The organism is Pseudomonas sp. DF5 (assembly GCF_058148225.1).
Genome location: NZ_JBYVYM010000023.1, coordinates 80,702 through 93,896 on the forward strand (window position 1 = coordinate 80,702; position 13,195 = coordinate 93,896).

The window sequence follows — 13,195 nt, forward strand, 5'->3', positions numbered from 1 at the left end:
GGTTCTGCGGGTTTACAGACCTACAACATCCTCAGCCTGCAAGCCCTTCTGTCCTTCCACCACCGCGTATTCAACCTGCTGACCTTCAGTCAGCGAGCGATGCCCTTCACCACGGATCGCGCGATAGTGCACGAACACGTCCACCCCGTCCTGGCGCTGAATGAAGCCATAACCCTTGGCGTCGTTGAACCACTTCACATTGCCGGTTTCGCGTGTTGCCATCTGTTCATACTCCTTTTTTATTATTGATCGGGCTTTTCGCGGGAAAGCCTCGGGAACATCGCTTGCACTGATAGCTGCCATTGTCTGGCCAGTGCGGGCTCGCCGAGTATATGACAGACGCAAAAACTCTCAATAGGAGTTTACTTCGCCGCTTTTTTGCCGATTTTCCGCGAATCCGGCACACTATCGCCCGCCCGAGCAAACGCTCGGTTTTTATTCACTCACGCAGAAGCCGTATGACCCGTTCCCCGTTCCGCCGTCTTGTGTTTGGCACCCTGCGCCGACTGCTGTACCTCTGGGTTCGCTCAGAGACGATCAACCAGTCGTCGTTCACCCTTAACCTCGACCGCAGCCGGCCGGTGTTCTACGTCCTGCAAAACCCTTCGCTGACCGACCTTGCCGTGGTCGATACCGAATGCAGCAAGGCCGGCCTGCCCCGTCCAGTATTGCCGGTATCAGTGGGTGCGCTGGTGGAGCCCGCCGCGTTCTTTTACCTGACACCGGATCCCGACTGGCTTGGCCGTCAGGACAAACGCGGTGCGCCTCCGACCCTGACCCGTCTGGTCAGCGCCCTGAGCCAGAACGCCGCCGAAGACGCGCAGATCATTCCGGTCAGCGTGTTCTGGGGCCAGTCGCCAGACAGCGAGTCGAGCCCATGGAAGCTGCTGTTCGCCGACAGCTGGGCGGTCACCGGACGGTTGCGCCGGTTGCTGAGCATCATCGTGCTGGGGCGCAAGACCCGGGTGCAGTTCTCGGCGCCGATCCATCTGCGCGAACTGATCGAACACAACAAGGGCCACGAGCGCACGGTGCGCATGGCCCAGCGGATTCTGCGGGTGCACTTCCGCAATCTGAAAGCCGCGGTGATCGGCCCGGACATTTCCCACCGGCGCAACCTGGTCAAAGGCCTGCTCAACCAGCCGCTGGTCAAGCAAGCGATCCTCGACGAAGCCGAGCGCGAAAACATCTCCCCGGAAAAAGCCAAGGCCCAGGCCTTGCGCTACGGAAACGAAATCGCCTCCGACTACACCTACACTGCGATCCGCTTCATGGAAGTGGTGCTGAGCTGGTTCTGGAACAAGATCTACGACGGGATCAAGGTCAACAACATCGAAGGCGTGCAAAAGGTCGCCCCGGGTTACGAAGTGATCTACGTCCCCTGCCACCGCAGCCACATCGACTACCTGTTGCTGTCCTATCTGCTATTTCGCAATGGCCTGACCCCGCCGCACATCGCCGCCGGGATCAACCTCAACATGCCGGGGATCGGCGGTCTGTTGCGTCGCGGCGGTGCGTTCTTCATGCGCCGCACCTTCAAGGGCAATCCGCTCTATACCTCGGTGTTCAACGAATACCTGCACACTCTGTTCACCAAAGGCTTCCCGGTCGAGTACTTCGTCGAGGGCGGCCGTTCGCGCACCGGGCGCATGCTGCAACCGAAAACCGGGATGCTCGCGATCACACTGCGCAGCTTCCTGCGCTCGTCGCGCATGCCGATCGTGTTCGTGCCGGTGTACATCGGTTACGAGCGCGTGCTGGAAGGCCGTACCTACCTCGGCGAATTGCGTGGCGCGAGCAAGAAGAAAGAATCGATCTTCGACATCTTCAAAGTCATCGGCGCGCTCAAACAGCGTTTCGGTCAGGTCGCGGTGAACTTCGGTGAGCCGATCAAACTGGCGGAGTTCCTCGACAGCGAACAACCAGACTGGCGCCAACAGGCACACGGCCCGCAATTCAAACCGGCCTGGCTCAACGAGACCACCAACCGCCTCGGTGAGAAAGTCGCACAGCATCTGAACGAAGCAGCGGCGATCAACCCGGTGAATCTGGTAGCCCTGGCGTTGCTGTCCACCAGCCGCCTGGCCCTGGACGACCGCGCCATGGCGCGGGTGCTGGATTTATATCTGGCGCTGCTGCGCAAGGTTCCCTACTCGCCACACACCACCCTGCCGGACGGTGACGGTCGCGCGTTGATCGAGCACGTGAAGGACATGGATCTGTTGTCCGAGCAAAGCGATGCGCTGGGCAAGATTCTGTATCTGGACGAACAGAATGCCGTCCTGATGACCTACTACCGCAACAACGTGCTGCACATTTTCGCGTTGCCGTCGCTGCTGGCGAGTTTCTTCCAGAGCGCGTCGCGTATGAGCCGCGAGCAGATCCTGCGCTACACCCGTGCGCTGTACCCGTACTTGCAATCGGAGCTGTTCATTCGCTGGACGCTGGACGAACTCGATGGCGTGATCGATCAATGGCTCGAAGCCTTCGTCGAGCAAGGCCTGCTGCGTTTCGAGAAGGACGTGTACCTGCGCCCGGCGCCGAGCTCGCGGCATTTCGTATTGCTGACGCTGCTGTCGAAAAGCATTGCCCAGACCTTGCAGCGCTTCTACATGACCGTTTCCCTGCTGCTCAACAGCGGCCAGAACAGCATCAGCGCCGAAGAACTGGAAGACCTGTGCACCGTCATGGCCCAGCGCCTGTCGATCCTCCACGGCCTGAACGCCCCGGAGTTCTTCGACAAGAGCCTGTTCCGTCATTTCATCCAGACAATGCTGGACCTCGACGTGCTGCGCCGCGACGAGGCCGGCAAGCTGAGCTACCACGAACTGCTGGGTGAACTGGCCGAAGGCGCCGCCAAACGGGTACTGCCGGCAGAGATTCGCTTGTCGATCCGCCAGGTGGCGCTACATCGCAGTGAGGATGCGGCAGAAACGGCGATCATGCCTGAAACTTGAAACTTGCTGACAACTAACCGGAACACGCAACTGTTTTCCGGTTAGTTCATTCGTGGATTAATAGACTCCCTTCAAATAATCGCGATAAGGATATCGAGATGAGTCTATCGAACCAAGAAACCCCAAATATCACTCTGACGTTCAGTTTGCCACCTGACTTTATTGCGCCCCCCGACGGCAAAAATGAAACCGTTATCGACATCCAGGTCACCAATGCCAAACAACCGATAAAAGTCAAAGACTGGCGATCCCCTTCGATTACCGATGGTCAGTTCAGCTTTTCATTTGCGCACCACTACCCGGACATCAGCGTCAAGTACCGTATCAACATACAGATGTTCCATAACCAACAACCGTTGCTGCTCGAACAGGATTACTTCGTGATCGTCAATCACGCGCCCTATCGCCAAATCCTGCACTTGAGCCCAATCGGGTATTTGTATGTAGAAGTACAAGAACCGGAGGCCGTCCCTCCGGAGCAAGCGGTGACCATCAGCCTGCATGATACCGGGAACCCTGGACTTGAGCTGGTACGCGTCACGCACGACGAACAAACAGCAACTTCGTTTTATTTGAAATATGACCCGGGCGATGTCGTCCCCGGTAAGCTCTATGCACTGAGCGGGATTGAAAACAGGTATCACCAGCCCATCTCCGTTTCCCCCGGCACAATCGAGCTTTTACCGACACCACTACCTGCAAGTTGGCGTGTATTGCAGATGCTCAACCAGTGGCTAGATACATCATTGCGTTCGTTCACTGACACTATCGCCAAAATCCGCTAGATTCCCTTGAGCGTCGGGTTTATTCCGATGCTCAAGTCTCAGAGGTTCCGATGAAAAAAATTTCTATTCTTGCTGCTGCCACTTTGTTAAGCGCCTGCCAGTCAACAACACCGGCCACCAAAGTCAGCCTTGACGGCGAAGTGTTCTACCTGCAACGCATCGCCCTGCCACCAAACGCGACCCTGAGTATCAGCCTGCAGGACGTGTCCCTGGCCGACGCGCCGGCGGTGGTGCTCAATGAACAGAAAGGTCCGATCAAGGGCCAGGTGCCGCTACCGTTTCATTTGAGCTACGATCCGACCCAGGTCAAACCCGGCCATCGTTATTCAGTCAGCGCACGTATCGAAGTCAACGGCGAACTGATGTTCATCACCACTGAACATCACACCGTGCAACTGGATGGCAAAGATCCGCAGCCATTGAAGATCCGCGTCGACGCCGTCCGCTAATTCTTTTCCAAACTTTTTTCTGAACAAGGAAACCGCCATGTTGCGCCCTACCCTTCGCTTTGCCGGCCTGTGCGCAGGCTTGATGTTTTGTGCAAATGCCTTGGCACTGTCACTCAGTGACCTGTCGCAACAAGACGCCACCGGCGGACTCAAGGACGCCCTGACCCAAGGCGCGCAGCTGGCCGTTAAACAACTGGGCACACCCGGCGGTTTCAGCAACAACCCGGACGTGAAAATCGAACTGCCGGGAAAACTGGGCAAGGTCGCCAAGAAAATGAAACAGTTCGGCATGGGCGATCAGGTCGATCAACTGGAAACCAGCATGAACAAGGCAGCTGAAGCGGCGGTAACGCAGGCTCAGCCGATTCTGGTGGATGCGGTGAAGAAGATGACCGTGGAAGATGCCAAGGGGATTCTCAGCGGCGGCCAGGATTCGGCCACTCAGTACCTGAGCAAAACCAGCCGCGAACAGATCCGCACCAAGTTCTTGCCGATCGTCAAGCAAGCCACCGACCAGGTGGGTTTGGCTCAGCAATACAACGCGTTCGCCGGACAGGCCGCGACGCTGGGTGTGCTGGATGCGAAAAATGCCAACATCGAAAGCTACGTCACCGAGCAGGCGTTGAACGGGTTGTTCGAGATGATTGGCAAACAGGAAGAAACCATTCGCAAGAACCCTGCGGCAGCGGCGACCAGTTTGGCGAAGAAAGTTTTCGGCACACTCTAAACCCGCTGGCAGCGGGCTTGCTCGCGAGGGGGTCAACGCGGTCTATCTGAACGACCGCGTTGCGTGCATCGCGAGCAGGCTCGCTCCCACAAAGAGCCAGACCGCCGGCACCGTCACAATTTGTCTCATCTTCAGTTATGCTCGCCGTTCGTCGTGAACGCCGGAGCCGCTGATCTTATGTCCCCCACCCGCCTGTTTATCCCCCTAGCCCTCGCTCTGCTGAGCGCTTGTGCCACGCAACCAAAACAGAACGTGACCGTGGAAAAACAAAGCGAATGCCCGGTGCGCCTGAACAACGGGCAAACCCTGATCCTGACCCTGCCCAGCAACCCGACCACGGGTTACCGCTGGGCGATCCAGGATTCAGCCGGTGGTGTGTTGCGCGCGCTCAGCCCCGAGGTTTACAGCAACCCGGAAGACGCCGGGATCGTCGGCAGTGCCGGCGTCTCGACCTGGCGTTTCCAGGCCTTCGCCACCGGCACTGGCCGCCTGCGGCTGACTTACTCACAACCGTGGGCGCCGGAAGTACCGGCGGTGCAAACCTTCGACTGCGCCATCGCGGTTAACTGATCGTGGGCTGGTTGATTCTGGCGCTGATGGGCGCGGTGACCTTTTTGTATGGCCTGAGCGTGCATGCCGCGCTGCTCTGCCTGTTGGTCAAACCGATGCCAGTGCTGGCCCTGCTCGGCTGGTTGCACGATGCACCGCCCAGCGAATATCGGCGCTGGATCAGTCTGGGTTTGATTTTCTCCTTGGTCGGCGACGTGTTGCTGGCATGGCCGGGGGATTTGTTTGTATTCGGCCTTGGGGCGTTTTTGGTCGCGCATCTGGCGTATCTGAAAGCTTATTTGAGTGATTGCCGGCGGTTGGCCATGTTGCCGCTGATCCTCGCCCTCGGCGTGGGCGGTGTGCTGCTGGGGATTCTGATTTCCAATGGTTTGGGGCCGCTGCTGGTCCCGGTGATCGTCTACGGCCTGGCCATCAGCGCCATGCTCTGGCGTGCACTGGCCCGACTCGGCACCGACGTGCCCAAACGTTCGGCGCTGCTGGCGGCGGCGGGTGCGCTGGCGTTTGTGTTTTCTGACAGTGTGATTGGCATTAACCGGTTTGTGATGCCATTTCATGCCGCGCCTTACGTGATCATTCTGAGTTACTGGTTGGGGCAATGGGGGATTGCGGCGTCGGCGTTCACCCAGAAACCGCGCTGAATCCTGTGGCGAGGGAGCTTGCTCCCGCTGGGCTGCGAAGCAGCCCCAACCCAGGCGACACCAACTTCCCAGACAAAACCCACTTACCGGATGACGACTGCTGCGCAGCCGAACGGGAGCAAGCTCCCTCGCCACAACAGCATGTCTCTGCGTTAACCGAGGTTAGTCCGGCGGTTTATCAGACAACCCGCGCATCCCCGCGCCAAGTTGGCTAAAATGCCGGCCTTTTCCACCTACACCGCTGGAACCGCCGTGAGCAAAGAATCCGATCGCCTTTTCGCCCAGCCTTTGGCCCAGGTGCCTGACTTCGCCTTTAACGAGGACGTGGTGCGGGTGTTCCCGGACATGATCAAGCGCTCGGTGCCGGGTTATCCGACCATCGTTGAAAACCTCGGCGTGCTCGCCGCGCAATTCGCTCAGCCAAACAGCGTGCTCTATGATTTGGGTTCGTCGCTTGGCGCCGTGACCCAGGCCTTGCGCCGCCACGTGCGTACCGACGGCTGCCGCGTCATTGCTGTGGATAACTCCGCGGCCATGGTCGAGCGTTGCCGCGAATACCTCAACGGCCAGGACTCGATGTTCCAGGAGTTGCTGCCGGTGGAAGTGATCGAAGGCGACATCCTTGCCCTGGAATTTCAGCCAGCCTCGGTGGTGGCGCTGAACTTCACCCTGCAATTCATCGCCCCGGACCAGCGCACCGCACTGCTCGCGCGTATCCGCCAATCGTTGCTGCCCGGTGGCGCGCTGATTCTTTCGGAGAAGCTGCGCTTCAATGACCCCGAAGAACACGCGCTGCTCACCGATCTACACGTGGCCTTCAAACGCGCCAACGGCTACAGCGAACTGGAAATCGCCCAGAAGCGCAGCGCCATCGAAAATGTCATGAAGCCCGACAGCCTTGAAGAACATCGCGAACGCCTGTTGGCCGCCGGGTTCTCGAAAGTCGTGCCGTGGTTCCAGTGTCTTAACTTTGCCTCGTTGATTGCCTTGCCATGATTGATTTGTCCCCCCTCGCCCGCCGTCTGGCCGGTACTCCGCTGGCCGAATGGGCTACCACCCTGCAAGCGCAACTCGACAAGAAAATGGAGAAAGGTCACGGCGACCTGGAGCGCTGGCAGAGCGCGCTGGATGCGCTGCCGAAGATTCAGCCGAGCGAAGTCGACTTGTTGAACGGCCTTAAGCTGGACACCGATTGCGACGATGAAACCCGTGCGCAAATGCGCACCGCGCTGATGGGTTTATCACCTTGGCGTAAAGGGCCGTTTGACCTGTTCGGCGTGCATGTCGACACCGAATGGCGCTCGGACTGGAAGTGGTCCCGGGTGGCTCCACATCTGGACCTGAAGGGCAAACGCATCCTCGATGTCGGCTGCGGCAACGGCTATTACATGTGGCGCATGCTCGGCGCCGGGGCCGACAGCGTAATCGGCGTCGACCCCAACTGGCTGTTCTTCTGCCAGTTCCAGGCAGTGCAGCGTTACCTGTCCGAGCCCAATGCCTGGCACCTGCCCTTCCCTTTCGAAGACCTGCCGCCGAATCTGGAAGGGTTCGACACAGTGTTTTCCATGGGCGTGTTTTACCACCGCCGTTCGCCGATCGAACATTTGCTGGCGCTGAAGGATTGCCTGGTCAAGGGTGGTGAACTGGTGCTGGAGACGCTGGTGATCGAAGGCGATCAACAGCAGGTATTGGTGCCGGAAGACCGTTACGCGCAGATGCGTAACGTGTGGTTCCTGCCGTCGGTGCCGGCGCTGGAACTGTGGCTGCGTCGCGCAGGTTTCAGTGACGTGCGGTGCGTGGATGTCAGCGTGACCACGGTCGAGGAACAACGCGGGACGGAGTGGATGAAGTATCAGTCGTTGAGCGACTTCCTGGATCCGGATGATCACAGCAAAACGATCGAAGGGCTGCCGGCGCCGATGCGTGCCGTAATAGTCGCTCGCAAGTAAAAGCAAAAGATCGCAGCCTTCGGCAGCTCCTACAGGTGGATCGCATTTCAATGCAGGAGCTGCCGAAGGCTGCGATCTTGGCGATCTCAGTCTCTACTGGCTCTTCGGGCCTTGAAGAACTCGCTTAACACCGCGCCGCACTCCTCCGCCAACACGCCGCCCTCATACAACACTCGATGATTGAGAAAGCCCTGGGTAAAAAACTGCCCTTGGCTCTGCACAATTCCGGCCTTGGGTTCCAGCGCGCCGTACACCACCCGCGCAATCCGCGAATGCACGATCAGCCCGGCGCACATGCTGCACGGTTCCAGCGTCACGTAGAGCGTACTGCCCGGCAGGCGATAGTTGCTGGCGGCCTGGGCGGCGGCGCGGATCGCGACCATTTCGGCGTGGGCGCTGGGGTCGTTGCCGCTGATCGGGCAATTGAAACCGCGCCCGATGATTTCACCGTCCTGCACCAGCACAGCACCCACCGGCACTTCACCCAGCGCCGCGCCTTGAGCGGCGAGGGCCAGGGCTTCGCGCATGAAATCACGATCACGGCTGCGGTCGATAATCGCTGCGGGGCGTATCTGGCGCATCACGCCACCTCGATGGCGGCCATCAGGCCGGTTTCCATGTGGTCGATCACATGGCAGTGGAACATCCAGACGCCCGGGTTATCCGCCACCAGCGCCACTTGCGCGCGCTCGTTCTTGCCCAGCAGGTAAGTGTCGGTGAAATACGGGATAACCTTGTGCCGGTTCGAGGCAATGACTTTGAAGCTCATGCCATGCAAATGGATCGGGTGCTGATACTGAGTCATGTTTTTCAATTCGAAAATATAGCTTTTGCCCTTTTCGAGCTTGGCAATCGGTCGGTCGGCACAGGTCTTGTCGGTGATGTCCCAAGCCTTGCCGTTGATCTGCCACAGGCTGGGCGGCTTGCCATTGTCGACGTTAACCGACACCGAGCCCACCCATTCAAAATTGAAGTTGAGTTTCTCGGCATTGGCCAGGTCTGGCTCGGCCACCGGGTTGGCGGGCAGTGCCGGCGGCCACTCGGTCGGCGCGTCGGTATTGGCCACCGAGCGCAAGGTGCCCAGGCGTACCGGGCCGTTGCGCAGGGACAGTTCTTCGCCGGCCGGCGGAGCCTTGATTGCCAGGCAAATGCGCATGCCCGGACCGAGCCAGTATTCCTTGCCCAAGGGGCGCGGTTCAATCGGGTTGCCATCCAGCGCGTAAATCTGCGCTTCGACGCCGGGGATGTTGAGGCGGTACGTCAGGGTGTTGTCGAGGTTGAGCAGGCGTACGCGGGTGATCTGCCCGGCAGGCAAGTCGATCACCGCTTGCGAGATGCCATTGATGGTCGACAACCCTCCCGCCGTACCGCCACGGGCCGCTTCACGAGGAATGCTGAACGGCACAAAAGCACCGACTTCATCGACATGCCAGCTCTTGAGGCTCAAGGTCCTTTCGTACTTGAAACCGGTGGGCTCGCGCTCTTCGATAATCAGCGGGCCGACCAGCCCGCGACCGAGTTCTTCGCTGCTGTTCACGTGCGGGTGATACCAGTAGCTGCCGGCGTCGGGCACGCGGAATTTGTAGTCGAAATATTCGCCCGGCAGTACCGGCAATTGCGACACGTAGGGCACGCCGTCCATTTCCAGCGGCAGACGGATGCCGTGCCAGTGAATGGTGGTCGCCACTGGCAAGTGGTTGATGAAGCGCACCCGCAGCCATTCGCCCTGACGCACACGCAACTCAGTGCCCGGCGCCGAGGGGCCGAACGCCCAGGCCTGGGTCTTGTGCCCGGCTACCAGTTCGACGTCCAGCGGTGCGGCGATCAGCTCATAGTCATGGCCGGCCTCAGCGTCGGCCATCTTGCCCAGCCAGTAACGCGACGCGCCACCGGCCCCCACGCCAACCACCACAAGACCGGCCAGACCACCGAGTATTTGTCGACGGGTAAAGGACATGAACTCAACTACCTCACGTATCAGCCACAGGCGCGGTGCCTGCAAAAGGCGAATACGATACACCTGCGGATGAGAAACAGTAAGGGCAACCTAGGGACGCACATCACCTGTGGCGAGGGAGCTTGCTCCCGCTGGACTGCGGAGCGGCCCTAAAATCAGCAATCCGGTTATGTCAGGCAGACCGCGGTGTTTGGTTTGGCGACTGCTTCGCAGTCGAACGGGAGCAAGCTCCCTCGCCACAAGGGCAAGATCAAAAGATCGCAGCCTTCGGGGGGCCGCTTCGCGACCCAACGGGGCGATGCGGCGGTCCGACAAGCCCCTCACCACAAAGGTCCGGTTATGGCTGCAGACCGGTGAGCAGATGCACCACCCCACCGTCCAACATCATGACGCCTGGCACTCCAGCCGCTATCAACGCCTGCCGATCCATCCGCGCCACATCCCGTAACTCCACCCGCATCCGGGTCAGCGCCACGGGCTGATGCGACTTGAGGTTATCCACTCCGCCCAGGGCGGCCACGACTGTCGGCGCCAGCCCGGAAACGGCTTGAGCTACCGGTTTTGGCTCATCCACCACCAGATCCGGGGTCAACGCTTTCCAGAACACCCGTTGAATTTTCTCGAACATGTTCAGTTCTCCAGAACCAGTGAAGTATCGACCGTCGCCTCATGGTGCAGCCGCAACGCCTCGCGTACCTGCTCGGCACTTTCCAGCCCCAACACTTGCTGGGCGATGGCCTGACAGTCCAGCAGGTCCACCTCGCGAACCGCCGCCTTGATCGCCGGAATCAGCGGTACGCTCACCGACAACTCATCCACGCCGAGCCCCAGTAACAGCGGCACCGCCAGATGTTCCGAAGCCAGGGCACCGCACACACCGACCCATTTGCCATGGGCATGAGCGGCTTTCACCGTGCTGGCGATCAAACGCAGGACCGACGGATGAAAACTGTCGGCCTGACTGGCCAGCCGCGGATGATCGCGGTCCATGGCCAAGGTGTATTGCGTCAGGTCGTTGGTACCGATGGAGAAGAAATCCACCTCGGGCGCAAACAGATCCGCCATCAGCGCTGCGGCCGGCACTTCAATCATGATCCCCAGTTTCGGCAGTTCCGTAAGGCCTGCTGCCAAGGCTTCCTCTTCTAGCAGCTGACGGGCCAGCCGCAACTCCGACAATTGCGTGACCATCGGCAACATGATATGCAGCCGAGCCAGCCCGGCGCTGCTCAGGATCGCCTTGAATTGATCGCGCAACAGCTGCGGACGCTCAAGGCACAAACGAATGCCGCGCATGCCCAGGAACGGGTTGGTTTCGCGGTCCATCGGCACGTAGGCCAATGGTTTATCGCCGCCAACATCCAGCGTCCGCACCACCAGACTGCGCGCCGGCCCCAATGCTCGGGCGATAGCGCTGTAGGTGGACGCTTGCTCGTCATGGCTCGGTGCATGGTTGCGATCCAGATACAGAAACTCCGAACGCAACAGACCGACGCCCTCGCCGCCCAGTGTCATGGCCTGTTCAGCTTCGGCCAGCGAAGCGATATTGGCGGTGATTTCAACGTGATGACCATCGCGGGTACAGGCAGCCAGCGCGGCATTTTCCAGCTCGTACTGCCGGCGCTTCTTTTGTCGCAGACGATTGGCTTGCAACTGCTCGATGGCGGCCAGCTCGGGATCCAGCTGCAACTCGCCTTGGTCGGCATCGAGCAAAACCCGGGTGCCATTGGCCAGTGTCAGCACCTGAACCGGCAAACCGCAAATCGCCGGCAAGCCGAAGGCCCGGGCGAGAATCGCCACATGGCTGGTGGCGCCACCGCCGACCGTCGCGAACCCCAGCACCTTGCGGGTGTCCAGGCCAGCTGTCTGGGAGGGCGTCAGTTGCTCGGCAATCAGAATCGCCCCTTCCGGCAACTCCATCGCCTGATCCTCTACGCCGAGAATCAACTTGAGCACCCGTTGACCCACGTCGGCCAAATCCGCTGCCCGTTCGGCCAGCAAGGCATTGCCCAGTTTTTTGAACAAGGTAGCCGTCGACTCTGTGGCCGCCCGCCAGGCGAAACCGGCGCTTTTGCCGGCGTCGATCAGCGCCAGAGCCTGATCCAGCAGGCTTGGGTCTTCGAGCAGTTCCTGATGCGCCTTGAAGATATCTGCCTGGGCGTCACCCGTGGCCTGGTCACGCAACTGCTGCAGGTCCAGGACCGCCGCCGCCAATGCCCGGGACAGGTGCTCGCGCTCAACTTGCGCGCCCCGACCGGATTCAATGACTTCAAGGGTCTGGTGCGCAATCTGCACCACCTGACCAAACGCCGACCCCGCCGATGCACAGACGCCACGCAGCACCTTCAGCGACGAAGCATCAGCCGCAACCTCAACCTCTGCCATCACCGTCACGGCTTCTCCGCACCCGGTGGCCAGCAACTCGACCAGGGTCTTGATCGCCACTTCAGCATCCGCGCCCGCCGCGCTGACTTGCACGATGTCGCCGTGAGCGGTCTGCAACGCCATGATCGCCACCAGGGATTTGGCGTTCGCGCTGTCCTGCTGCTTATGCAAACAAATACTCGCCGAAAAACCTTTCGCCGCCTGGGCAAACACCGCCGCAGGGCGGGCGTGCAAACCATTGAGATTGGGCAGCGTCAGCGGTTTGGAGAACAGTGCCTCGCCCTCCTCCGGCTCATCGGCCACTACTTCAGACGGATTCAAGCTCAGCAGCGACTGGCCACTTTCCACTACGCCCGTTTCAGGCGTCAGCCAAGTGAACGGCTCACCGCTGACCACCAGCATCAAGGTCAACAAACTGCGGGCGTTCAAGGCAATGTAATCGGCATCGAACTCGATCAGCGCCTCCCCCTCCTCAACCCGCTGACCTTCCTCCACCAACCGGGTGAAGCCCTTGCCGGCCAGGTTCACAGTGTCGAGGCCAATGTGCATCAACACCTGCACGCCGTTGTCGTCGGTGATGCTGATGGCATGCCCGCTGGCCTGCACATTGCTGATCACTCCAGCCAGCGGTGCGCACAAGGTGGACGAGGTCGGATCAATGCACAAACCGTCACCGATCACGCGACTGGAAAACACCTGATCAGGCACCTGGTCCAGCGGCATCAGCACGCCGGACAGAGGTGCCAGCAGTTGCAATTGTTGGGGTGTGGCCATGACGTCA

General features: G+C 60.0%; 13 protein-coding genes. 8 read left to right on the plus strand and 5 right to left on the minus strand.

The window, feature by feature from the left end; translation table 11 throughout:
* Positions 1 to 12: 12 nt before the first annotated feature.
* Positions 13 to 222, minus strand: coding sequence for a cold shock domain-containing protein (locus AC30D7_RS20650; protein WP_007940478.1), 210 nt, complete (start codon positions 220 to 222; stop codon positions 13 to 15).
* 236 nt (positions 223 to 458) lie between these two features.
* Here AC30D7_RS20650 and plsB point away from each other — a divergent pair, with 236 nt between their 5' ends.
* The 8 genes from plsB to cmoB all read left to right on the plus strand — a co-directional run bounded on the left by plsB (position 459) and on the right by cmoB (position 8,075).
* Entirely contained in the window at positions 459 to 2,957 is a 2,499-nt protein-coding gene (gene plsB, locus AC30D7_RS20655) for a glycerol-3-phosphate 1-O-acyltransferase PlsB (protein ID WP_490135287.1), read from the plus strand.
* 98 nt (positions 2,958 to 3,055) lie between these two features.
* Positions 3,056 to 3,742, plus strand: a complete 687-nt coding sequence (locus AC30D7_RS20660; protein ID WP_490135288.1) for a hypothetical protein — start codon at positions 3,056 to 3,058, stop codon at positions 3,740 to 3,742.
* 50 nt (positions 3,743 to 3,792) lie between these two features.
* On the plus strand, positions 3,793 to 4,191 hold the full coding sequence (locus AC30D7_RS20665) for a YbaY family lipoprotein (RefSeq protein ID WP_490135289.1): 399 nt from the start codon (positions 3,793 to 3,795) through the stop codon (positions 4,189 to 4,191).
* A 37-nt stretch (positions 4,192 to 4,228) separates the two neighbouring features.
* Positions 4,229 to 4,918, plus strand: coding sequence for a DUF4197 domain-containing protein (locus AC30D7_RS20670; RefSeq protein ID WP_490135290.1), 690 nt, complete (start codon positions 4,229 to 4,231; stop codon positions 4,916 to 4,918).
* A gap of 177 nt (positions 4,919 to 5,095) precedes the next feature.
* Positions 5,096 to 5,488, plus strand: a complete 393-nt coding sequence (locus AC30D7_RS20675) for a protease inhibitor I42 family protein (protein WP_490135291.1) — start codon at positions 5,096 to 5,098, stop codon at positions 5,486 to 5,488.
* A 2-nt stretch (positions 5,489 to 5,490) separates the two neighbouring features.
* Complete coding sequence (locus AC30D7_RS20680; protein ID WP_490135292.1) at positions 5,491 to 6,126, plus strand: lysoplasmalogenase; 636 nt, start codon at positions 5,491 to 5,493, stop codon at positions 6,124 to 6,126.
* A gap of 216 nt (positions 6,127 to 6,342) precedes the next feature.
* Positions 6,343 to 7,122 (plus strand): carboxy-S-adenosyl-L-methionine synthase CmoA, encoded by a 780-nt coding sequence (cmoA, locus tag AC30D7_RS20685; protein ID WP_018927038.1) that lies wholly within the window; start codon positions 6,343 to 6,345, stop codon positions 7,120 to 7,122.
* Positions 7,119 to 8,075 (plus strand): tRNA 5-methoxyuridine(34)/uridine 5-oxyacetic acid(34) synthase CmoB, encoded by a 957-nt coding sequence (gene cmoB / locus AC30D7_RS20690; RefSeq protein ID WP_490135293.1) that lies wholly within the window; start codon positions 7,119 to 7,121, stop codon positions 8,073 to 8,075. The genes cmoA and cmoB overlap by 4 nt, the downstream gene beginning before the upstream one ends.
* 86 nt (positions 8,076 to 8,161) lie before the next feature.
* On the opposite strand, the gene tadA is transcribed toward cmoB, so the two are convergent.
* The 4 genes from tadA to ptsP all read right to left on the minus strand — a co-directional run bounded on the left by tadA (position 8,162) and on the right by ptsP (position 13,188).
* The gene (tadA, locus tag AC30D7_RS20695; protein WP_490135294.1) at positions 8,162 to 8,656 is read right to left on the minus strand and encodes a tRNA adenosine(34) deaminase TadA; all 495 of its coding nucleotides are present in this window, start codon (positions 8,654 to 8,656) and stop codon (positions 8,162 to 8,164) included.
* Positions 8,656 to 10,032 carry a multicopper oxidase family protein gene (locus AC30D7_RS20700; protein WP_490135295.1) on the minus strand — a complete coding sequence of 459 codons (1,377 nt, stop codon included), beginning with the start codon at positions 10,030 to 10,032 and terminating at the stop codon, positions 8,656 to 8,658. Before AC30D7_RS20700 ends, tadA begins: the two co-directional genes overlap by 1 nt.
* Before the next feature lie 337 nt (positions 10,033 to 10,369).
* Positions 10,370 to 10,660: a PTS sugar transporter subunit IIB gene (locus AC30D7_RS20705; protein ID WP_490135296.1), complete on the minus strand. Its 291-nt coding sequence runs from the start codon at positions 10,658 to 10,660 to the stop codon at positions 10,370 to 10,372.
* 2 nt (positions 10,661 to 10,662) lie between these two features.
* Positions 10,663 to 13,188 (minus strand): phosphoenolpyruvate--protein phosphotransferase, encoded by a 2,526-nt coding sequence (gene ptsP / locus AC30D7_RS20710; protein ID WP_490135297.1) that lies wholly within the window; start codon positions 13,186 to 13,188, stop codon positions 10,663 to 10,665.
* Between the last annotated feature and the right edge of the window lie 7 nt (positions 13,189 to 13,195).